Below are 21,001 nucleotides of genomic sequence, written 5' to 3'. Positions count from 1 at the left end.
TCCGGAAGAGTGCCCGGACCTCGTCAGATCTCGGCAACTACTCTTCGGCGTGGCTTGCGGGGAGGCCGATGTTCTCGACCTTTGTCACGCCTTCAACCTTCTGCTTGAGTACGCGCTCGACACCCATCTGCAGGGTGATCTGAGACATCGGGCATCCGGCGCAGGCGCCTACGAGCCTGACCTGGACGACCCCCGTATCCTCGTCTACAGCAACCAGCTCGATATCGCCACCGTCGGCCTGCAGAGACGGCCGGATGTCATTCAAGGCTTCAGCGACTTGATCTTTCACGTATATCCTCCTCGGGTAATGGCAAGACCGGGGCATCGAACCGCTGGAGCAGGATTTCCCAAGACTCCAGCAACTCGTCACTCCAGATACTTCTCTTTCTTGAGATCGAGACCCTTGCCGGTGGTCTTCTTCAGATAATCGTCAATCGCGGACTGGATCGCTTCCTCCGCCAGCATGGAGCAGTGCATCTTGACCGGGGGAAGGCCGCCCAGGGCTTCGGCCACCGCGCTGTTGCTGAGAGCCAGCGCCTCCTCGACGGTCTTGCCCTTGATCAACTCGGTCGCCATGCTGCTGGTGGCGATCGCCGCGCCGCATCCGAATGTCTTGAACTTCACGTCCACTATGATATCGTCCTCGACCTTGATGTACATCTTCATGATGTCTCCGCAGACGGGATTGCCCACGCTTCCGACGCCATCGGCATCGGGAATCTCGCCCACGTTGCGCGGGTTCATGAAGTGTTCCATCACCTTGTCACTGTACTGCGTATTGCTCATTTGCTCCTCCGCTTCACACGGTAGACGACAGACCAGGAGACTGGGGGCTGCCATACACCGAAAACCGTCTAGATCTCGTTTATCTGTTTCCCGGTCGCAGTCCGGTACACTTCGTTCACAACGCACTCAGGAAGGTGATCGCTCCCGCAGTGAGAGCACGATTCAAGCGCTCCGTGAGCATCCTCAATCGCGGATCTTATGAAGCTCTCCAGGTGTCCGATGAATGCGGCCCGATCGTCCGTCTTCATTGCGCGAAGAATGCGCGACAGTCCTTCTATGCGACTGAGACGTATCCGCTCCACCAACCTGACCCCGCCGTCAGTAAGCCTGATCTCCGAAATCCGGCGATCCGTCTGATTCTCGGACCGGGATGCGAGACCGCGCCTCACCAGACGGTCAGTCAACTGGCTGGCCGCAGAATACGTGATGGTCAGGCCGCGAGCGATCTCGCGCACGGAGCAGACTCCGTGCTGGTGCAGATACTGCATCGTCTGAGCAAGGCTCGGAGTCACCTTCACCGGCAGACCGTCAAGCGGCCGTATAGTGATGGTGCGGTGAAGAATCTCACCGAAGAGGTCCAGCAGATGTTCCGCATACGCTGCGGATGTCTTGCCCCGCTTCCGTTTGTCCGATGCGACAGTCTGCATCATTGAGAACGAACCTGCCGAGTACGGTTAGCACCTTCATTCGTTAAGGTGCTTAACTTATACCCGGTTCGGCGGGATTTGTCAACATGAATCCCGGAGATTCTCCGTGGGAGATTTCTCGCCTCCAGATAGGGGATACTTGCAGCCAAACAAAAAGGCGGCCCTGACAGAATCACACGTCAGGGCCGCCGGACATTGGCGCTCGGCTGCTACTTAGCGTCACCCTCCATCGGAGGCGCGGGGACCGGAGGCTGACCTGGTACTCGCGGCGACCTCGGACCGTCTCCGGGAGCGCCGGGGCGGTTCATGGGCCGCGGGAATGTCTGCCAAAACTTGACGCGCTGATCCGGAGTGAGTATTTGCTCGAATCGAATCCACATAGCCAGCTCGGCCTGCAGGATCGCACTCTCCTGACGCGCGATCTGCGCCCCAAGTTCTTTCACCTTCTCAGGGTTCGTCGGTTCGGCCTTATACTCGGCGATCAGTTCCTCCAGGAGCTTTCGCTCGCCGACGATCTCGCCGATCTTCCGAGCAAGAGCGCCCACCATCTCCGTAGCCTGCGTTCTCTGCTGCTCGTCCAACTGCAGCTCGGCGGCAAGCCGCTGCATCATGGCAGGCGCGGGTGGCCCGAAGAGCCTTGTCGGGCAAGGCGGCGCATCCTGATTCGCTCCGATCCTGTTTTGCTGCGGACCTCTCGGAGCGGTGTTTCCCAGCCGGTTGTCCTGCGCCTGTGCGATCATCACGCATACGAGCGCGAAAACGGCTACCAGCGACAACGCGATGACAATGCTTTTCCTGCTGAACATGCGAATCCCTCCCATCTCTGACGTATTCGTCCTCCGGTGGAGCGAGGACGAGGGTCCCGGCGAGCCGGATCGGCTCACCTGCTCGTAAAGCCTGATACTAGCGCGCCGACTTCTCAGTCGCCTGCTGCCCAGCAACCCACCTGTCCCGCATGGCTTGACCGGCCCGATGGACTATCGCCTGCAGCTTCGCCTGCTGATCCGGGGTCAGTACCCCTCGGAGCGAAATCCAGAAGTCCAACTGGGCCTCGATGATCGCCTTCTCGGCCTGCAGAACGGGTTCAGCCAACGCATCCAGTTCCGCCCTGCCGACCTTCGGATCGCGGAAGGCGGTCGCAAATGCCTTGAGCGCATCGATTCTCTGCTTTCTGACAGGCTTCGTCGTCTCCGTAAACTGCTTGTAGAGCTGTTTGATCTGCTCCTTCTGCTCGTCAGTCAGCGACAATGCGGTCGCCGCTCGCTGCATAACCCTCGGATTCGGCAATGCGATCAGGCCGCGGAGACTGCCCTGCACTGCTGCGCGCTGTTTCACTCGAAGCGCCTGCGCCTCAGACTGCTGTCCGGACTTCCGAGCCCGCTGCATCCTCTCCTTGACGGCCTGCTGCCGGGTAGTGATATTCGGCCGCTCTCTCGCCAGCCGGACCTGAGCCTGCGCAGCGATCCCAAACAGAAATACGCTTGCAGCGACCGCCGCTACCGCCACTTTACCCCTCTTGAACATCTCGCTCACTCTCCTTGAGTCTGTGATCATCGGCGTACCGATGTCGGGAAGGTTTTTGTCCGCACATGTAGACGAGCGTTGCGGCATATTGTTCACTTGCGTCTGCCCATTGCGCACGCTAGAATGGTGGCGAACTCGATTCAAGCTCCCTGGAGGCATACTTGAGAAGGCGCAGACCCGATTTCGAGCAGTTCTTGAAGGTATTGACCCGAACCGGCAGACCCGACCATCTACCGTTTTACGAGCACATCGCCAGCCCTGGGTTCATAGCCCGGCGGACCGGCGTCCCGTTCGACAAGATCGGTGCCGACGACCCCAGTTATTGGCCCGCGTACGTTGACTTCTGGCTCGGGATGGGCTACGACTGCATCCCGATGGAGATCGGACTCAACTGCCCGCTGCCCACCGGACACGGCAAGCTCTCCGAGGGCAGCGAGGCGTGGGTGGTGATCGCCTCCGTGGAAGATTTCGAGACTTATCCCTGGCCCGACACTTCAAATCCGATCGACTTCGGCCCCTTCGAGACGGTGGCGAAACTGCTCCCCGACGGCGCGAGAATCGTCGGCGGAGTCTGCGCCGGCCCGTACGAGTGGGTCTCGCGGATGATGGGCACGATTGGCCTCTCCTATGCAATCGCCGATGACATAGAACTCGTGGACCTGATGTTCGAAAAGATCGGCAGCCTCCATCACAGCGCCGACCGCCAGCTCGCAACGATGGATTGCATCGGAGCGCTCAGGCAGGGCGACGATCTGGGGTTCAAGACCTCGACGTTCCTCAGCCCGGAGTACCTGCGACGCTGGGTTTTCCCTATCTACTCGAAGATGGCCACCGAGGCGCACAACGCCGGCAAGCCGTTTGTCCTTCACTCCTGTGGCAACCTCGCGGAGGTCTACGACGACATCATCGACTGCGGGATCGACGCCAAGCATTCGTTCGAGGACGCGATAATGCCGGTGGCGGAGTTCAAGCGCCAGTACGGACATCAAGTGACAGCGCTTGGCGGACTGGACGTCGATGTGATCTGCCGAAGCTCGGAGGAAGACCTGCGGGCCTACGCTCGGAAGGCGATCGAGGAGTGCTTCGCGGACGGGTTCTGGGCGCTCGGGACGGGAAACTCGCTCACGGACTACATGCCGGTCGAGAACTACCTCGCGGTGCTGGATGAGGGGATGAAGGTCCCGGGCTGACTGAACCTACAAACCTCTTGCCGGTTTGGGATGCCGAATCTCAGGCATGCTACCGCATGCATGACATCTGGGGATTCTCATCGCGGATGCCGCACCGCACTGAAGACAAGCCACGAAATCAGGGACCCCGAGCGCGTTGTAGAAGAAGTCCACCCACAGATCGGCGATCACCCACTCCGGCAAGTCGAGACGCCCCTCCCGATCGAGGGAGAGCAGGTTCATCGCCGTGCGGCAGGTCGCATCGAGAAAGCACCACAGGGCGCCATAGGCTGATGCTGAGCCGAGAGATGGGGCGCTGCCGAACACATCCTCATCGGTCTCGATCCGGGGCTCCCACACCCTTTCGACATACGACTCCGCCTCGGAGGCCTTGAGGTGCCGATATACCTCCTTGCCCAGTTCGCCTGCACCGTCGGAGTTCACCTTGAACCGCAGCCAGATGGAGTCCCGGTACTCGTCGTCCTCCGCCCAGTGCCGAACGAAATGGAAGTAGGCGAACCGCCCGACGAATCGCGCGGTCAGTTCGGGCAAGTGACGCACGATGAAGGAGTTCTCGAGATCCACCCGCCTCTGCGTTCCGTGGACCGTCACAGCTACGGTCAGAACATCCCTCGTGAAAGGATCGGACATCAGGGAAACCCCCGTTTCTATTGCTGCTTCACATGAGTATCGGTTTGATGGGCGCGGGAGGCGGTCATGTTACCAGCCGGATAGCGCCTTCCGCCCGAGGCTCAGGATATCGTCAACTTGCGCCTTCGACTCGAATCCGATGACGACGGCGTCGACGCAGTCGAGACCGAGGACGTAGCGAAGCGACTGCTCCCTCTGATCGGCGATCTTGCCCTCGCCAAGAATCTTGATTCCCGTGACACCTTTGCCCGCCTCGTGCAGTCTCTTCAGCACGGGCACAACCTGGTCCGTCGGCGCGTCCATCTTCACACCGAGCGGATTGATTCGGCAGAGCGCAAAGTCCACCCACGGATCCTCGGCCGCCTGCTTCATCACGTCCAAACTGTGGAGCGAGATGCCGTGCGCCCGGATGCGCTTCTTCTGCTTCGCCTCCTCCAGGACGTCCATCATCTGCCCGAGATCAGCCTGCCAGTTGGTGTCATCAATGCAGTGGAGGAGCAGAACGTCAATATAGTCGGTATTCAGCTCCTGCAGGAAGCGATCGAGCGCGGCCTGAGCGTCCTTGGAGGTGCGGAACCATACCTTGCTCTCGAGCACATACCGATCGCGAGGGATACCCTTCAGAGAGGCTCGGAGATAGGGATGGCTGCCGTAGATGTCGGCGCAGTCGAAGTAGTTGACGCCCTGGTCGAAGGCATGGCGGATCATGCGAGCAAACTCGACCGTGCCTAGACGAGTCTGGTTCGACTGCTTGTTCCACCCGACGGTCCCGGTGCCGAACCCCAGATAGGAAACCTCAATGCCCGTGCGGCCGAGCTTAACCCTGTCGGTGAGCGACTTGATCTTCGGGACGGATGCGGCGGACAGATCGCTGGCGGAGAGAGCCGCGCCCGCAGCGAGCGATCCAGCAATGAACTGACGTCTGGTGAGTTTCGGTGACATACGATGCTCCTGGAGAACCTAATGGGACCCATGGGACGCCTGGGACCTATGGGATCTTGAACCTAACTATACTGACGACGGCATTCGCGCCGGGTTTCAGGTTCTTCATCACCACCGCAATTCTGCCTCGAGAGGTGTCGGCTGCGGAGATCGGCACTTCGACCCACTTGCCGGTCTGGAAGCCCTCATATTCGCCGATCATCCTGCCCGCCACAGACACCGATTGTCTGCGCCCGCCCTGGAAGTTGTCACCGTCGAGGATATAGAGGCGCAGTGTGCCCGAAACCCGCTTCGGACAGGTGATATCGAACTCAAGCGACTCCGGATCGGCCCAGCAGTGCTTGATATCGCTCGTCCAGGGACTGCCCTCAAAGCTGTAACCTCTGCGGAAGATGAAATCCCATCCGTCGGCCAGGTACTGGTCCTCGCCGTTCATCTTCCCGCACATCAGCACGAGAGTCTCGCCGTCCTCGTGACCGCCTTGCGTCTCGGCCAGACCAGACGGCCTGCGATTTCGGGCAATCGGGAGCGACCGGAATGACTTGTGCGGCTCGGTCTGATACCAGTAGGCGACACTGGAGAACTCGAGCGGGTTCTCGGGCTTCGAGAACACCTCACGGAACATCGGATGCTCGTTCTTGCCAAACCCCACGGTCATCGCCAACGACTTCTTGAACGTGATGCGGTCGTTGAGCGTGAACCGGTACGCCGCCGCTCCATTGTAGTAGGGCTGATAGCCGGTGTATTGGAAGCCGTTAGCCTGTTCCGGAAATCCCCAACTGAAGCCGAACGAGTCCTCGATGCCCTGCCACTCGATCGACGGCTCAGTCTCGCCATCCACGTAGAACTTGACGTTCTCATCGACGGGGTACCAGATCGCGGGGTTCGCGGGAGCACGGACGGTGCAGTTCCAGCCGATGAACTGTCCCCTGCCCCGCATCTCGGCCGCCTTGTAGTCCTCGCTGCCGAGGAGAAGCGACTCTTGCCGCCAGGTGGCGTGGAAGTATGCGGCATCGGCTGGGAGCGACTTGATTGTGCGGTAGATAACATAGCTGTAGCATGGATTGGCACTCCACGAGCCACTCGGATAGCGAGCATTGTCCATCTCGACCTCGACTCGCGCCGACTTAGCGAACGGCATCGGGAAGTAGCAGTTCCATCCCCGCTTCTTGTTCGTCAGGACGGTCTCCACTCGGTCCAGAGCGCCGTTCGGGTCGCAGAAGAAATCAACAAGCGGCGACTCGACGCTCGGGATTCTCTCGCCGTCCCAGTAGATGCGAAGGATGGTGTCGCGGTTGAGGCGCATGGCCTGCGGGAGAGCAAAGTGGATCATGGTGATGATCCCTGGGCCCTTCACGTCGGCGATGACAACCTTTGTCTTGCCCTCGCCGAACTGCATCTCCTTGGGGTTTTCGCCCCAGAGCGCGTTGGCCTGCTTCGTCTCACCGTCCTGGAGGCGATACAGCGAATCCAGATGCGGCACGAGGCCGGGTGCCTGCGCCCACACCAACGTCAGGGAGAATATGCACAGGGCGGTGAGCAAAGCGGTTCGCATAGCTCAATCCTTGGAGTGAAAGGACGAGTGAGACCGTCTCTAGAGGTCGCACTCACGGGCGATTGATGAAGAACGCTGATGCCTGAAGCGCGGTGAAGATCAGCGCAAGGATAACGAGTGTCACCACGTTTCCGGTCTGCATAACACGTTGGTCCTCCGAATCCTTCGGCGAGAACAACGCCACCAACAGGATCACCATCTGGAAGCCGGGAAACATGGCGAACACCACTGACTTCGGCACGGTGTTGTAGGGTTGCGCCGAGCCGGTCCAGCCGGACGGAATCTCCTGCGGCAGTCGCGGATAGACGATGAAGGCCATGATGAACTGCGCCAGCAGTCCGAGCACGATCACCCACACGGCGATCCGGTAGCCGACGCGAGTCGCCACCGGCTCCGTCGCGACTGCCGATTCCGTGTTGCCCCCACCGTTCTTCTTCTTTGCCATTCTGTACTCCCCGCGGACGGCCAGTGGTAGGCCGGTTGCTTGCAGGCCGGTTGACTATGGACTCCCTTTTCCACTACTATGATTTGTGGTGGCGATCGCGCATAGTCAACGCCGGCCAGAACTCGAACAGCGCGATTATAACACAGTTCCGGCCTCACCGCGCAAGTGGCACGGATAGAAACGGAAGTGCAAGTGTATCGGGTAGCCGCATTCGACCTTGACGGGACTCTGCTGAGGAGCGACAGCACGCTATCGGGCAGGACGCTGAAGGCGCTGCAAGCATGCCACTCCCACGGTATGAGACTCGTGATCGCGACCGGTCGATCGCCGAAGACCGCAGCCCTGGTGATTCCTGACGGCTTCACCCCGTCATGCTGGGTGTGCTATAACGGCGCTGAGATATGGAACGGCGGAGGACGGATCGCGCAGAACGCGATGGACGTCGAAACCGCGAAGGAGATCGTGAGCGTCGTGCGGTCGCTTTGTCCTCAGGTACGCCTCTACGCTGGGATTGACGACGTCCTCTACACTGAGGCTGAGAGAGACCCTGCGATCTTCACGCAGGTCGGCGACCTGCACAGTGTTATCGACCGCCCGGTCGCCAAAATCGCCTTCGACAAGGTGCAGACGATCGACGAGGACTTGCTCAGGCGGCATCTCCCCCGCTCATGCCGATTCATCATCACTTGCGGCAATCGCCTCGGTGAGATCATGACCCCAACTGCGACGAAGGCGTGGGGCGTGAGCACCGCTGCGCGCAACTGGGATCTGGGTATCCGCGACGCAATCGCATTCGGCGATGAGACGAACGACGTGGAGATGATCTTCGAGAGCGGCCTCGGCGTGGCGATGGCAAACGCGCATCCCGAAGTGAAGGAGGCGGCCGACCACATCACTGCCTCAAACGACGAGGATGGTGTGGCGCAGGTGCTCGAAGGTCTTCTCACGGGAGAGGTGACCACCAAGAACCGGCCAGTCGGACATGACCGGCATGTCCAGGCGGAAGCAGGAGGCAACAGATGACACCGCATATCGAGAAGGACGCGGTCGTCCTCTTCCAGGGCGACAGCATCACCGACGCAGGGCGGAACCGCGAGGACCCGAACGACCTCGGACGGGGCTACGCGCTCTTCACTGCCGCATGGTTTCGCGCGAACCACCCCGAGTTGAACGTGAAGTTCCTCAACCGCGGGATCGGCGGCAACACTATACGCGACCTCGACGCCCGCTGGGAGGCCGACTGCATCGAACTGAAGCCGACGTGGCTATCGGTGCTCGTGGGCATCAACGACGCGGCCGGGCGATATCATCATGACCGCGTCATCAGTATCGAGGAGTTCGAGGGCACTTACCGCCGCCTCCTTCAGAAAGCGGTGGACACGTCCCTCAAGGGCATCGTCCTGATCGAGCCGTTCGTACTGCCGACGGATCCGAGCCGCGTTCAATGGCGCGAGGATCTCGACCCGAAGATCGAGGCCGTCAGGCGACTCGCCAGGGATTTCGAGGCGCCGCTGATCCCAACGGACGGGCTTTTCGCGCAGGTATCAGCCCGAACATCGCTGGAGTACTGGATGCCGGACGGCGTCCACCCCACCCCGGCGGGGCACGCACTGATGGCTCAGGCATGGCTCAGAGCGGTTGGAGCCTTCTGAGGAGTACGGACGAGAGTGTTACGCGCGATAATCTTCGATCTTGACGGTACGCTGGGCAACACGTTGCCCGTCGTTTTCGCCGCCCTGAACGCCGTATTCAGGCGGCACCTTGGCCGCACTTTCACCGATGAAGAAATCACCCGGATGTTCGGCCCTAACGAGCAGGGAATCATTCAGCGACTGGTGCCAAGTGATCACGCGGCCGCGTACGCGGAGTTCCTGGAGGAATACGACTCCGCGCACAGTTCTTGCACCGCACCGCTACCCGGTATTCCCGAGGCTCTAGCGGCTCTTCGGGATCGCGGCGTGATGCTCGGCATTGTGACGGGCAAGGGTCCGGAGAGCGCCGATATATCTCTGCGCCACCTGGGGATCGGTGGTCTATTCGATGCCGTACGGGCAGGGTCGGTCCACGGAGACCGCAAACCGGGAATCATCCTGGAAATGCTGCACGAATGGGGCCTCAGACCGGACCAAGCGGCATACGTTGGCGACTCGGTATCCGACATCGAGTCCGCCCGCGCAGCTGGGGTGACAGCCCTGGCGGCGGCATGGGCAGCCACCGCGGACACAGACAGGCTGCGCGCCTGCAATCCGGATGAATTGTTCGTCTCGGTCCCTGAGTTGATGGAGTGGGTTCTCGGACGCCTCGGAGATACCTGACTTCTCCGGAATCGCGATAGGAACGCAGGAGGTACAACGTGACACTCATCGAGGACGATGCCGTAGTCTTGTTTCAGGGCGATAGTATAACCGACGCCGGACGTGGACGCGGGAATGACCCGAGCCTGGGTACAGGCTATCCGAACATGATTGCAGCCTGGTTCAACGCCACCCACCCTGAGAAGAACGTGCGGTTTCTCAACCGGGGGATCAGCGGCAATCGAGTGACGGACCTAGAAGCGCGCTGGAAAGCCGACTGTCTCGACCTGAAGCCGACCTGGCTCTCAATCCTGATCGGGATCAACGATGTATGGCGGAGGTATGACAGCAGCGACCCGACTTCAGTCGAGGAGTATGAGGACGGCTACCGGCGCATCCTGACCCGTGTCAAGGAGGATACCGCAAACCCGCGGCTCATCGTACTGGAGCCGTTCGTGCTGCCTACGCCGCCCGACCGAATGGCTTGGCGGGAAGACCTCGACCCGAAGATTCAGGCTGCGAGGAGCCTCGCACGGGAGTTCGATGCGATCTACGTCCCGCTCGACGGCATCTTCGCGGCGGCATCGGTCGCCCAGCCGCCCGCCTTCTGGGCCGGCGACGGGGTCCACCCCACCCAACCCGGCCACGCGCTCATCGCCCGCAAGTGGCTCGAAGCGGTCAAGGCTCTCTGACGTGTACGATGGATTCTGCGGCAGTGACATTGCATTCTGCGAGCATCTGCCTGGTGCAAGTCGCCAACTGTGAAAACTTCGTCACACCTCGCCTTTTGGCACGAATCGTGCATATCTGCCAGATGTGGGCGCTTTTCTGGCCACACGTACCCACCGCTGACCCCAAGGAGGCCACGGACGTGAAAGCTCAACACGCACTCATCCTATTCATTCTCCTCCTCTTGCTCTGCGCCACGTCCGCGTCCGCTCTGCAGTACAGCATCGTGGATCTGGGAGAGATCAGGCCGCGGGACATCAACGACGCCGGGATCATCGCCGGATTCGATATGTTCGGACTCGCCACCTGGGATTACCGTACGATGCAGCGAACCGCCATACACGATGGCTTCGCGGGGTACCACGCGCGCATCAACGAGCAGAATCATGTCGTCGCCTCCGAGGGCGTCTGGACTCCCGGATTCCATGCGGTCAGCGGCGGAGTGGGCATCAACGATCTGAGCCAAGTCGTTGGCGCCACAGACGGCTATGAACAAGCCTTTCTCTGGGGAAATGGAACCACAACCTATCTACCCAGCCTGACGGGAGGACGGTGGAACTTCGCCGTTGACATCAGCAACTCAGGCCTGATCGTTGGCGGATCGGAGCACGCGGCCGTAACGTGGCAGAATGGGACTATCACTCCCCTGCCGGTGCCTGAAGGAGTGCTTGCGTCGAGCGCCATCGCTGTCAGCGACAATGGCATCATCGCGGGTTTCGGCAACCGTCTGTACCCCCACGAGGAACACATGTTGGTCTGGATAGACGGAATCGTTCATGATGCGGAAGCCTCGATCGGCAGCGGACTGAGTTCGCCTACTCGCGCCACGGATGTCAACAACAGCGGCGCGGTCGTCGGCTCGACCCCTCTCGAGGATCTAGACGCGGTGACGGATGCCCGGATTTGGATGGTGTCCACCGGCCTGTTAAGCCTGAACACGCTCATTCCCCAGGGCATCGGCTGGAGTCTGAACGAAGCTCATGCCATAAACAACCATGGACAGATCGTCGGGACAGGAATAATCGACAACCATCGGCACGGCTTCTTGCTCAACCCGGTCCCGGAGCCGTCGAGTGTCCTTGCGCTGGGGAGCGGGCTGCTCGCGCTGGGCGGGCTCATCCGACGGCGGCGGCGGTAGATTTTCAAGCACCCAACACCGTCAGCCCTGAGTGCTCGCTCCGGCGAGTGTATCGAAGGGCGGTGGCAGGCTGTCATCCTGAGCCTCGGCCGTCATCCTGAACTTGATTCAGGACGCACACTGGATGCCGAATCAAGTTCGGCATGACGGCGCTGCCACCGTCCTTCGATACACGTCCCAGAGGACGAACTCAGGACTAACGGGGTCCGGGCTCAGGGCGGCCAAAAACAAGGGGACGGCATCTCTGCCGCCCCCTCTTTCTACTTTCGACTTTCCACTTTCGACTGAGCTACACCCAGCCGCGTAGCTTCATGGCTTCCGCCACACGCTGAATCGCCACCATGTAGGCCGCGATGCGCATATCCACCTTGTGCTCAAGGCTCATCGCCAGCACGTCGTGGAACGCCCTCGTCATCTTCTTGTCGAGCTTCTCGTGAACCTCGCTCTCCTCCCAGTAGAAGGAGTGGAGGTTCTGCACCCACTCGAAGTAGGACACAGTCACGCCGCCCGCGTTGCAGAGGAAGTCCGGGATGAAGAACACCCCCTTCTTGTGCAGCAACGCGTCGGCTTCCGGCGTCTGAGGACCATTTGCCAGCTCGGCGGAGATCTTCGCTTTGATCCTCGACGCATTCTCATCCGTGATCACGTTCTCGAGCGCCGACGGGAACAGTACATCCACGTCGAGTTCGAGGACCGCCTCGTTCGATATCGGCTTTGACCCCTTGAACCCAACTACCGAACCGGTGGAGTTCTTGTGCGCCAATACATCGTCGGCGTCAAGACCGGCCTCGTTCATGATACCGCCGCGCGAGTCGGTCACTGCGATGACCTTTGTGCCGAACAGCTCAGCCACAAGCTTGGCGGCATAGTAGCCCGCGTTGCCGTAGCCCTGAACAGCCGCTGTCGCCTTGGCGAGATTGACGCCGAGGTATTTGGCGGCCTCGCGAACGGTGTACATACCGCCGCGAGCAGTCGCATCGCCACGGCCCGCTGATCCGCCGAGCGGAATGGGCTTGCCGGTGATGACGCCCGGTGAGTAGTACCCACGCTGCTTGCTGAACTCGTCCATCATCCAGGCCATCGTCTGCGGGTTAGTGTATACATCCGGCGCGGGGATATCCTTCTCCGGGCCGATGATTCGGCCGACCTGGCCGATGTATGCGCGGCTGAGTCTCTCGAGCTCTCCATCGGACATCTCTTTCGGGTTGCAGATGACTCCGCCTTTGCCACCGCCGAGCGGAATATCCACGACGGCGCACTTCCACGTCATCCACGCGGCAAGCGCGCGCACGGTGTCTATCGTCTCATCGGGATGAAATCTGATGCCGCCCTTGTTCGGGCCGCGAGCATCGTTGTACTGAACGCGGAATCCCTTGAAGACCTTAACCCTCCCGTCGTCCATCTTGACGGGTAGAGACACGTGCATTTCGCGCATCGGCTCGCGCAGAACCGCGTGTATTCCGGGATCCAGGTTGAGCTTGGCGGCCGCAGCGTCGAGCTGAGCCTGTGCGATCTCGAATGGGTTGGTCGTAGCCATAAAATCCTCCTGATAGCAGTGATTTGCTGAACCTCAGGCAGGCCATTCTGCTGAAGCATCTTCTTCGACACCCGAGCGCGTCGCTATTGACGAGTGAGCGCACCTGCGCGACTCAGGGCAAGCAAAAGCCCCCTCGATATGATGCGCCGGTACGCGCGATATCGAAGGGGCTGCGATGCCCAGGCTGAGAACGTGCCTCTTCGCACATTGGCCCGCAGTCGCCGCAGGACATCCTGAGTATAGTCAATTGGAGTCCTGCGGTCAAGCGGTCCGACGCAGCGCATGTCAGAGAGCATTGACACACACCCCGCCATCGTGGTATAAGTCGGCAAGAGAACTCGACCCCGGCCGTTCCAGTGAAGGAATGCGTCGGGCATCAGCGATGCAACAGGACATCACAGTGGATGTAGATCGTGCCGTAGAAGGCATCTCTGCATCCATTTTTGTTTGTCTGAGAGGAGAGGTTCATGAAAGACAAAGAGTACATTCTGAAGACCGCACGAGACAACAAGGTCAGGTTCATCCGAATGTGGTTTACCGACGTTCTCGGCTTTCTGAAGAGCTTCGCCATCACCGCCGGCGAGCTAGAGAAGGCGCTGGACGAGGGCATGGGCTTCGATGGATCGTCCATCCAGGGTTTCGCACGTATTGACGAGAGCGACATGATCGCGATGCCGGATGTTTCCACCTTCCAGCTTCTGCCCTGGAGGTCGAAAGGAGAGGCTGCGGTAGCGCGCATCTTCTGCGATGTCGTCCAGCCGAACGGCGACCCCTACGAGGGTGATCCTCGCTACGTTCTGAAGAGGATACTCAAGACAGCGGCCGAGATGGGCTACACCTACTACGTCGGTCCGGAACTGGAGTACTTCTACTTCAAGAGCAGCAAGGGCGAGCCCGAAGGATTGGACGAAGGCGGATACTTCGACCTGACCCCCATGGACCTGGCCAGCGACCTTCGCCGGGACACTGTCATGATGCTCGAGGACATGGGAATCGAGGTCGAGTACAGCCACCACGAGGTTGCGCCCAGCCAGCATGAGATTGACCTGCGGTATACCGACGCGCTGACGATGGCCGACAACGCCATGACCTACCGCCTGGTGGTCAAGGAAGTGGCGCTCAAGTACGGGTACTACGCAACGTTCATGCCGAAGCCGGTCTTCGGCGAGAACGGAAGCGGGATGCACGTTCATCAGTCACTCTTCGAAGGCACGCGCAACGCCTTCTTCGACAAGAAGGACAAGTACCACCTCTCGAAGGTCGGAAAGCACTACATCGCAGGCCTGCTGAAGCACGCTCCAGAGATAACCCTGGTCACGAATCAATGGGTGAACTCGTACAAGCGCCTGGTCCCAGGGTACGAGGCACCGGTCTACGTCTCCTGGGCTCTCAGAAACCGCTCGGACCTGATCCGAGTTCCAGAATACAAGCCGGGCAAGGAGACCGCGACTCGGATCGAGTATCGGTCTCCCGATCCTGCCTGCAACCCATATCTCGCGTTTGCGGTGATGCTCGCGGCCGGATTGGAGGGCATCAGGAACAAGTGGGAAGTGCCAGAACCCGTCGAGCAGAACGTCTACGAAATGGGCGAAGAGGAGCGCAAGGCACGTGGGATCAACACACTGCCTGAGAACCTGCACGACGCCATTCTGCTTGCGGAGAAGAGCAACCTGCTTCGCGAAGCCCTTGGCGAGCACGTGTTCGGCAAGCTGATCGAGAACAAGAAGCGCGAATGGGATCGGTTCAAGGCTCAGGTCACCAAGTTCGAGTTGGACGAGTACCTGCCGGTGCTGTGAGGGAGGAGGAGTCAGGAGTCAGAACGGGAGTTCCGCTCTCTTCTGACTCCTGACTCCTGGATATGTATGAGAGGCATCCTCATCATAACCGAAGAGCAGCGGGAGATGGCGTCCGTCGCGAGCGCACTGATCCGTGCCGGACACACGACGGAGACCTGCGCATCCAATGACGACGCCATCCTCGAAATACTCGAACGCCTCACGCCCGAGATTGTGATCCTGGACGGTTCGACCACAGATCGGCAACCGAGTGAGATACGCAAACTCCTCGCAACAGAGTGCAATCTGCAGGAAGTCCTCCTAGTTTTCGTTACCACCGAGGACAGCGCCTCCAAGATCGAACTGAGCGGAATTGACGACTTTCTGATCGCACCCTACACGCCGGGCCACGTCGTCGCGCGTATCCGACTGATCCTGTGGCGGACAAAGAACATTGACGGCGACCAAGCAGTCAAGGTCGGACGCCTGGTGATTGACCTCGGGAACTACGAGATAACGCTCGACGGCGTACCGATCGAGATGACCTTCAAAGAATATGAACTGCTCAAGTTCCTCGCCACTCATCAAGGTCGGGTCTTCACCCGTGAGGCCCTTTTGGACCACGTCTGGGGCTATGATTACTACGGCGGCACGCGCACGGTGGACGTCCACGTCCGGCGGATTCGCTCCAAGCTCGGCACAGAGAGCGAGAACCTGATCGAGACGGTTCGGAATGTGGGATACCGCTTCGCCGGGTGAAACACACACTTAACCTCAGCGTAATATACCCGAAACATCCCCTCGGTATGATGGCGTTACCACATCAAGGAAGGGAGATGCTCGAGTCATGAAAGCGAGAGAGAAGGTACTCAAGGAGGCAAGAGACAGAGGAGTCGAGTTCATCAGACTGTGGTTCACCGATGTACTGGGCCAGCTGAAGAGCTTTGCCATAACATCAGACGAACTCGAAGGCGCCCTGACCGAGGGGATGGGCTTCGACGGCTCGTCTATCACAGGATATCAGGACATCCAGGAAAGCGACATGATCGCGATGCCCGATCCTGAGACGTTCTGCATGCTGCCATGGAGGCCTCAGGAGAAGGGTGTCGCCAGGATGTTCTGCGATATCCTCGAACCAGACGGAAAGCCCTACGAAGGCGATCCGCGCTACATCCTGCGCAGAGCCTTGAAGGAAGCCGACGATAAGGGCTTCAAGATGTTTGTGGGCCCTGAGTTGGAGTACTTCTACCTCAAGAACTCCGAATCTACCGAGATTCTGGATCACGGCGGCTACTTCGATCTGACGCCCCTGGATGTCGCCACAAGCTTGCGCCGGGAGACGATCTTGACGCTTCAGGAGATGGGCATCACCGTGGAGTACAGCCACCATGAGGTTGCACCGAGTCAGCACGAGATTGACCTGCGCTACGCGGATGCTCTGACCATGGCCGACAATGCCATGACCTACCGGCTCGTCGTGAAGGAGATCGCGCAGAAGAACGGCGTCTACGCGACTTTCATGCCTAAGCCGATCTTCGGGCAGAACGGCAGCGGCATGCACACTCATCAGTCACTTTTCAAGAACGGCCATAATGCCTTCTTCAATGCGAGCGATCCCTACAGCCTGTCGGACACGGCGAAGTACTACATCGCAGGCATGCTGAAGCACTCGAAGGAGATGTCGTCCATCCTGGCCCAGTGGGTCAACAGCTACAAGCGGCTGGTCCCCGGATACGAGGCGCCGGTGTACATAGCGTGGTCGCAGAGAAACCGCTCGGCTCTGGTACGCGTCCCGCATTACAAGCCCGGCAAGGAGAACGCGACCCGCGCCGAACTGAGATGCCCGGACCCCGCGTGCAACCCATACCTCGCTTTCGCAGTAATGCTGAAGGCCGGGTTGAGAGGCATCGAGGAGAAGTACGAGTTGCCCGAGCCGATGGAGAAGAACCTGTACCACCTGAGCGACTCAGAGAGGAAAGACCTCGGCATCGAGAGCCTGCCTTCCAGCCTCGGTGAAGCGATCGCCTGCACTGAGGGAAGCGAACTGGTCCGCGAGACGCTCGGCGACCACGCGTTCGAGCGTTTCATAGAGGTCAAGAAGTGGGAATGGGATGACTTCCGGATCCAAGTCACCGGATACGAACTGGGCAGGTACTTGCCGGTGCTCTAGCGCAGGTGACAAAAGGGCCTGGCGCCTCCAAACCCGATGCGCCAGGCCCATTCAGCATCGCCTATTGAGGAGCTACTTCTTCTTATCCGCCCCAGCCAGTTCCGCGCGCTTACGATCCTTGTAGGCTTCCTTCTTGCGTTTCCAGGATTTCATCAGATCTCTGTTCCTCAACCGCATCTGCGTGTACACCTCCGAGGTCGTTAATAGCGCAGTTTGTTCCACGTTCTCTCTCTTTTGTTCGGCCAAGACCACAAGGATTCCTGCGGGCCGCCGATGGTATGGCGATTTTTTTGTTGCATATTTGGGAGATACCGGGTATAATGCAGTCTGGCAAGAGGCGAGGGCCCCCGTGTGTGCTTCCTGCGATGCTCTTCTCTGAGGATAAGTTCGCTCGCGAGAATGCCCTGTGGCAACGCGCCCTGCTAGAAAACGTCGGGATTCAGATCCCGGAGAGGAGTACAAGTTGGCGAATAAGTCACTGTACGTCGGCAATCTGTCATACAGCACCACCGAGGAGGAGCTCAAGGAGCTTTTCGACGCGTGGGGACCGGTCGCGGAGGCACGAATAGTGCAGGGCCGCGGATTCGGTTTCGTGGACATTCCTGAGGAGAACGCTCAGGAGGCCATTGACGCGACCACCGGCAAGGAGTTCATGGGTCGCACGTTGACCGTGAACGAGGCTCGCCCGCGCGAGAGCGGCGGTGGCGGCGGTCGCGGCGGTTACGGCGGTGGCGGCGGCGGTCGCGGCGGTCGCGGTGGCGGCGGCTACGGCGGCGGCGGCGGCTACGGCGGTGGCGGCGGCGGTCGCTGGTAGTTTCCTGCCATACACAGACAAAAAGGGAGACCGGACGGTCTCCCTTTTTTTGCGTCTGACAACTTGACTATCCCCAGTCATATAGTGCACAATACGCGTGATGATCGGCTTACCGTTCAGCTTGAGCGACACCCAGGCCACCCTGATCGCCGGCGCGGTCGCACTGGCTTTATCTTCGGTCCTCCTCTGGCACTATCTGCGCTCCAAGAGGCTACTGGACGAGATGTGGGCGGTCGACACCTACGAAGCGCGCGAGCTCCGCAGGATGTGCAGCGGAGGTTTCCGCGCGATCGTCGAGATTCAGGGTGAGATCACCTGCGAGAACCCAGTGACCGCTCCGGCCTCTACATTCCCCTGCTGCTGGTGCCGCACAATCGTCGAGCGCGAAGAGACCAGGGTGGAGAGGACGAGGCAGGGCGTCCCCACGAGAAACGTCTGGGTAAAGGCGTACGACCGGACTATCTTCGCTCTCTTCAAGGTCAATGACGGGACCGGCTACGTCCTGGTCAATCCTATGGAAGCCAACATCGAGACCGAGAAGCCCTATCAGCTTGTCACCTGCGAGCGCGAGCCTTGGTTCGAGGGCGTCGGCTGGTCGCACACGGGGCGGTACCGTATCACTGAGACGATCCTGGCACCCACCGGTTATGTCTACGTGCTGGGGCAGGCATCCTGCGCTCAGGACGGCACGAACCCCGAGGTGATGATCCACCGTCCGGACGAGGGATACATCAACCCGAAGCACAGGGTATTCATGATCAGCCGAAGGACTGAGAAGCAGATCGCGGAATCGCACGAACTGTCTCTACAGATTTGCTTCTGGGGCTCGGCGGTCGGCTTCGTTTTCGCGGCGTATTGTCTGCTCAGCGTGCTCAATATCGCTCCGTGAACTGCTTTGCACGCACTCTCCCCTTGTGGTAGAATGGCCCGATGCGGGGACAGGTTCGCGGTCGGCGACCGGGGGGCTACCCTCGCACTATCCGGGCGTTCAATTCTTTGGGTACTCCACTCGAGTACGATTGCGATCAGGAGTACGAGTATGAGCAAGATACGATCCGTACTGGCTACCGACTGCGGAAGCACCACCACCAAGGCTATTCTCATCGAGAAGCAGGGCGAGGAGTACCGCCTGGTCGTGCGCGGCGAGGCTCCCACGACGGTAGAGGCGCCTTTCGACGACGTCACGGTCGGCGTGGTCAATGCCACCCGGGAGGTCGAGGAACTCGCAGGCCGTCCTATCCTGAAGCCGGACGGATGCGGCGTCAATACCTCCCCGGAAGGCAACTCCGGCGTAGATATCTATCTCTCGACGTCCAGCGCGGGAGGCGGACTTCAGATGACCGTCGCGGGCGTCGTGAAGACGATGAGCGCGGAGAGCGCCGAACGGGCGGCCCTGGGAGCGGGGGCCATCATTATAGACGTCGTGGCGGTTGACGACGGCCGCAAGGAATACGAGAAGGTCCAGCGCATCCGTGAGCTTCGCCCCGACATGATCCTGATGTCGGGCGGCACGGACGGCGGGACAGTGACCCACCTCGTCGAGATCGGCGAGATGCTTCTATCGGCCGATCCACGGCCGAGGCTCGGCGTCGGCCTGAAGCTGCCGGTCATCTACGCCGGCAACAGAGAGGCTGCGGACGCGGTCGGCGACATAATCAGCGCCAAGGTTGACCTGAAGATCGTTGACAACCTTCGTCCGGCGCTCGACCGCGAGAACCTCGGCCCGGCTCGCGAGGCGATACACGAGTTGTTCCTCCAACACGTCATGCAGCAGGCACCCGGGTACGGCAAGCTGATGACGTGGACGAGCGCAGGCATCATGTCCACCCCAAACGCCGTCGGCAAGATCATCCAGACGATAGCCGATCTCGAGAAGATCAACGTGCTGGCGGTTGACATCGGCGGCGCGACTACCGACGTCTTCTCCGTCTTTGGAGGAGTCTTCACCCGCACGGTGAGCGCAAACCTGGGTATGAGCTACTCGATCTGCAACGTCCTGGCAGAGGCGAAGATTGACAACATCGTACGCTGGATACCTTTTGAAGCCGAAGAGGGGTACGTTCGCAACCAGCTTCGAAACAAGATGATCCGCCCCACAACGATCCCTCAGACTCTGAAGGACCTCTACATCGAGCATGCGGTCGCCCGCGAGGCGCTCAGGCTCGCATTCGAGCACCACAAGTCGCTTGCCCGCGAGCTGAAGGGAGTCCAGCAGGACAGGCTCATTGACCAGGCGCTCAGCCAGGAGGCGACGGGCAAGACGCTCGTTGACCTGATGGGCCTGAACATGATCGTCGGCAGTGGGGGTGTGCTGAGCCACGCGCCGATGAGAGAGCAGAGCGCCTTGATGATGCTCGACGCGTACCAGCCCGAGGGAGTGACGATGCTGGCGGTGGACTCGATCTTCATGATGCCTCAGTTGGGTGTTCTTTCTGAGCACATGCCAGACGCGGCGCTCCAGGTCTTCGAGCGCGACTGCCTGATCAAGCTCGGGACGGCGATCGCGCCGGTCGGTGCGTGTAAAGAAGGTGGTCCGGGCTGCACGATCCGCATGGACGGCTCGGACATCGAGATCCCTGCGGGGACGATCCGTGTCTTCCCGCTTGGAGTGGGTGAGAAAAGGGAGATCGAGGTTCTGCCCAACCGATCGTGCGATCTCGGGATCGGGCGCGGAAAGCCGCACAAGTTCGAGGTCGAGGGCGGAGTCGTCGGCCTGATCGTTGATGCCCGCGGACGACCACTACAGCTTCCGTCCGATCCGAAGGAGAGGGTCAGGAAGCTCAGTGACTGGTACGGTGCCTTCGGGCTACCGATGATGGAGTAGC

22 protein-coding genes are annotated in these 21,001 nt (G+C 60.2%); 12 read left to right on the top strand and 10 right to left on the bottom strand.

What is annotated here, in order from left to right; genetic code table 11:
* Window positions 1-37 precede the first annotated feature (37 nt).
* The 5 genes from KBC96_02350 to KBC96_02330 form a co-directional block, all read right to left on the bottom strand.
* Window positions 38-289, bottom strand: coding sequence for a NifU family protein (locus tag KBC96_02350; protein MBP6963226.1), 252 nt, complete (start codon window positions 287-289; stop codon window positions 38-40).
* A gap of 77 nt (window positions 290-366) precedes the next feature.
* Complete coding sequence (nifU, locus tag KBC96_02345; GenBank protein MBP6963225.1) at window positions 367-786, bottom strand: Fe-S cluster assembly scaffold protein NifU; 420 nt, start codon at window positions 784-786, stop codon at window positions 367-369.
* Window positions 787-854: 68 nt separating this feature from the next.
* Complete coding sequence (locus KBC96_02340) at window positions 855-1,436, bottom strand: MarR family transcriptional regulator (protein MBP6963224.1); 582 nt, start codon at window positions 1,434-1,436, stop codon at window positions 855-857.
* Between the two features lie 206 nt (window positions 1,437-1,642).
* On the bottom strand, window positions 1,643-2,239 hold the full coding sequence (locus tag KBC96_02335) for a hypothetical protein (GenBank protein ID MBP6963223.1): 597 nt from the start codon (window positions 2,237-2,239) through the stop codon (window positions 1,643-1,645).
* Between the two features lie 97 nt (window positions 2,240-2,336).
* Entirely contained in the window at window positions 2,337-2,957 is a 621-nt protein-coding gene (locus KBC96_02330) for a Spy/CpxP family protein refolding chaperone (GenBank protein ID MBP6963222.1), read from the bottom strand.
* Window positions 2,958-3,118: 161 nt separating this feature from the next.
* On the opposite strand from KBC96_02330, the gene KBC96_02325 reads away from it, so the two are divergent.
* The gene (locus tag KBC96_02325) at window positions 3,119-4,147 is read left to right on the top strand and encodes a uroporphyrinogen-III decarboxylase-like protein (protein MBP6963221.1); all 1,029 of its coding nucleotides are present in this window, start codon (window positions 3,119-3,121) and stop codon (window positions 4,145-4,147) included.
* A 6-nt stretch (window positions 4,148-4,153) separates the two neighbouring features.
* Here the strand turns inward: KBC96_02325 and KBC96_02320 are convergent, their stop codons facing one another.
* The 4 genes from KBC96_02320 to KBC96_02305 all read right to left on the bottom strand — a co-directional run bounded on the left by KBC96_02320 (window position 4,154) and on the right by KBC96_02305 (window position 7,719).
* Window positions 4,154-4,777 carry a hypothetical protein gene (locus KBC96_02320; GenBank protein ID MBP6963220.1) on the bottom strand — a complete coding sequence of 208 codons (624 nt, stop codon included), beginning with the start codon at window positions 4,775-4,777 and terminating at the stop codon, window positions 4,154-4,156.
* Window positions 4,778-4,846: 69 nt separating this feature from the next.
* On the bottom strand, window positions 4,847-5,719 hold the full coding sequence (locus KBC96_02315; GenBank protein ID MBP6963219.1) for an aldo/keto reductase: 873 nt from the start codon (window positions 5,717-5,719) through the stop codon (window positions 4,847-4,849).
* A 46-nt stretch (window positions 5,720-5,765) separates the two neighbouring features.
* Window positions 5,766-7,274, bottom strand: coding sequence for a DUF2961 domain-containing protein (locus KBC96_02310; protein MBP6963218.1), 1,509 nt, complete (start codon window positions 7,272-7,274; stop codon window positions 5,766-5,768).
* A 52-nt stretch (window positions 7,275-7,326) separates the two neighbouring features.
* Window positions 7,327-7,719 (bottom strand): DUF1648 domain-containing protein, encoded by a 393-nt coding sequence (locus tag KBC96_02305; GenBank protein ID MBP6963217.1) that lies wholly within the window; start codon window positions 7,717-7,719, stop codon window positions 7,327-7,329.
* Window positions 7,720-7,911: 192 nt separating this feature from the next.
* Between KBC96_02305 and KBC96_02300 the strand changes: the two genes are divergently transcribed.
* The 5 genes from KBC96_02300 to KBC96_02280 all read left to right on the top strand — a co-directional run bounded on the left by KBC96_02300 (window position 7,912) and on the right by KBC96_02280 (window position 11,880).
* Window positions 7,912-8,742, top strand: a complete 831-nt coding sequence (locus KBC96_02300) for an HAD family hydrolase (GenBank protein MBP6963216.1) — start codon at window positions 7,912-7,914, stop codon at window positions 8,740-8,742.
* Window positions 8,739-9,371, top strand: a complete 633-nt coding sequence (locus KBC96_02295; protein ID MBP6963215.1) for an SGNH/GDSL hydrolase family protein — start codon at window positions 8,739-8,741, stop codon at window positions 9,369-9,371. The genes KBC96_02300 and KBC96_02295 overlap by 4 nt, the downstream gene beginning before the upstream one ends.
* A gap of 15 nt (window positions 9,372-9,386) precedes the next feature.
* Window positions 9,387-10,034: an HAD family hydrolase gene (locus KBC96_02290; GenBank protein ID MBP6963214.1), complete on the top strand. Its 648-nt coding sequence runs from the start codon at window positions 9,387-9,389 to the stop codon at window positions 10,032-10,034.
* 38 nt (window positions 10,035-10,072) lie between these two features.
* Entirely contained in the window at window positions 10,073-10,705 is a 633-nt protein-coding gene (locus tag KBC96_02285; GenBank protein MBP6963213.1) for an SGNH/GDSL hydrolase family protein, read from the top strand.
* A 179-nt stretch (window positions 10,706-10,884) separates the two neighbouring features.
* Complete coding sequence (locus KBC96_02280; protein ID MBP6963212.1) at window positions 10,885-11,880, top strand: DUF3466 family protein; 996 nt, start codon at window positions 10,885-10,887, stop codon at window positions 11,878-11,880.
* Between the two features lie 289 nt (window positions 11,881-12,169).
* Here the strand turns inward: KBC96_02280 and KBC96_02275 are convergent, their stop codons facing one another.
* Window positions 12,170-13,417 (bottom strand): Glu/Leu/Phe/Val dehydrogenase, encoded by a 1,248-nt coding sequence (locus tag KBC96_02275; protein ID MBP6963211.1) that lies wholly within the window; start codon window positions 13,415-13,417, stop codon window positions 12,170-12,172.
* A gap of 467 nt (window positions 13,418-13,884) precedes the next feature.
* Between KBC96_02275 and glnA the strand changes: the two genes are divergently transcribed.
* From glnA to KBC96_02245, 6 genes are all read left to right on the top strand, one after another.
* Entirely contained in the window at window positions 13,885-15,213 is a 1,329-nt protein-coding gene (gene glnA, locus KBC96_02270; protein MBP6963210.1) for a type I glutamate--ammonia ligase, read from the top strand.
* A 105-nt stretch (window positions 15,214-15,318) separates the two neighbouring features.
* Complete coding sequence (locus KBC96_02265; GenBank protein MBP6963209.1) at window positions 15,319-15,951, top strand: response regulator transcription factor; 633 nt, start codon at window positions 15,319-15,321, stop codon at window positions 15,949-15,951.
* An 88-nt stretch (window positions 15,952-16,039) separates the two neighbouring features.
* A complete protein-coding gene (locus KBC96_02260) occupies window positions 16,040-17,362 on the top strand; it encodes a glutamine synthetase (protein MBP6963208.1) in 1,323 nt (440 codons plus the stop codon).
* Window positions 17,363-17,825: 463 nt separating this feature from the next.
* Window positions 17,826-18,176, top strand: coding sequence for an RNA-binding protein (locus KBC96_02255; protein MBP6963207.1), 351 nt, complete (start codon window positions 17,826-17,828; stop codon window positions 18,174-18,176).
* A gap of 97 nt (window positions 18,177-18,273) precedes the next feature.
* Complete coding sequence (locus KBC96_02250) at window positions 18,274-19,065, top strand: hypothetical protein (GenBank protein MBP6963206.1); 792 nt, start codon at window positions 18,274-18,276, stop codon at window positions 19,063-19,065.
* A gap of 150 nt (window positions 19,066-19,215) precedes the next feature.
* Window positions 19,216-21,000: a glutamate mutase L gene (locus tag KBC96_02245; GenBank protein ID MBP6963205.1), complete on the top strand. Its 1,785-nt coding sequence runs from the start codon at window positions 19,216-19,218 to the stop codon at window positions 20,998-21,000.
* Window position 21,001 lies beyond the last annotated feature (1 nt).

This window comes from Armatimonadota bacterium (assembly GCA_017993055.1).
In the GTDB taxonomy this organism is placed as follows: Bacteria; Armatimonadota; UBA5829; order DTJY01; family DTJY01; genus JAGONM01.
The sequence above is the reverse complement of the archived record's forward strand: the minus strand, read 5'-3'. Positions and strand labels throughout refer to the sequence as shown.

Bases quoted from the DNA above. Each gene is read 5' to 3' on its own strand.
- KBC96_02265 (MBP6963209.1), top strand. From the start codon at position 15,319: ATGGCGTCCGTCGCGAGCGCACTGATCCGTGCCGGACACACGACGGAG.
- KBC96_02340 (MBP6963224.1), bottom strand. From the start codon at position 1,436: ATGATGCAGACTGTCGCATCGGACAAACGGAAGCGGGGCAAGACATCC.
- KBC96_02260 (MBP6963208.1), top strand. From the start codon at position 16,040: ATGAAAGCGAGAGAGAAGGTACTCAAGGAGGCAAGAGACAGAGGAGTC.
- KBC96_02305 (MBP6963217.1), bottom strand. From the start codon at position 7,719: ATGGCAAAGAAGAAGAACGGTGGGGGCAACACGGAATCGGCAGTCGCG.
- KBC96_02320 (MBP6963220.1), bottom strand. From the start codon at position 4,777: ATGTCCGATCCTTTCACGAGGGATGTTCTGACCGTAGCTGTGACGGTC.
- glnA (MBP6963210.1), top strand. From the start codon at position 13,885: ATGAAAGACAAAGAGTACATTCTGAAGACCGCACGAGACAACAAGGTC.
- KBC96_02335 (MBP6963223.1), bottom strand. From the start codon at position 2,239: ATGTTCAGCAGGAAAAGCATTGTCATCGCGTTGTCGCTGGTAGCCGTT.
- KBC96_02310 (MBP6963218.1), bottom strand. From the start codon at position 7,274: ATGCGAACCGCTTTGCTCACCGCCCTGTGCATATTCTCCCTGACGTTG.
- nifU (MBP6963225.1), bottom strand. From the start codon at position 786: ATGAGCAATACGCAGTACAGTGACAAGGTGATGGAACACTTCATGAAC.
- KBC96_02330 (MBP6963222.1), bottom strand. From the start codon at position 2,957: ATGTTCAAGAGGGGTAAAGTGGCGGTAGCGGCGGTCGCTGCAAGCGTA.
- KBC96_02245 (MBP6963205.1), top strand. From the start codon at position 19,216: ATGAGCAAGATACGATCCGTACTGGCTACCGACTGCGGAAGCACCACC.
- KBC96_02275 (MBP6963211.1), bottom strand. From the start codon at position 13,417: ATGGCTACGACCAACCCATTCGAGATCGCACAGGCTCAGCTCGACGCT.
- KBC96_02295 (MBP6963215.1), top strand. From the start codon at position 8,739: ATGACACCGCATATCGAGAAGGACGCGGTCGTCCTCTTCCAGGGCGAC.
- KBC96_02315 (MBP6963219.1), bottom strand. From the start codon at position 5,719: ATGTCACCGAAACTCACCAGACGTCAGTTCATTGCTGGATCGCTCGCT.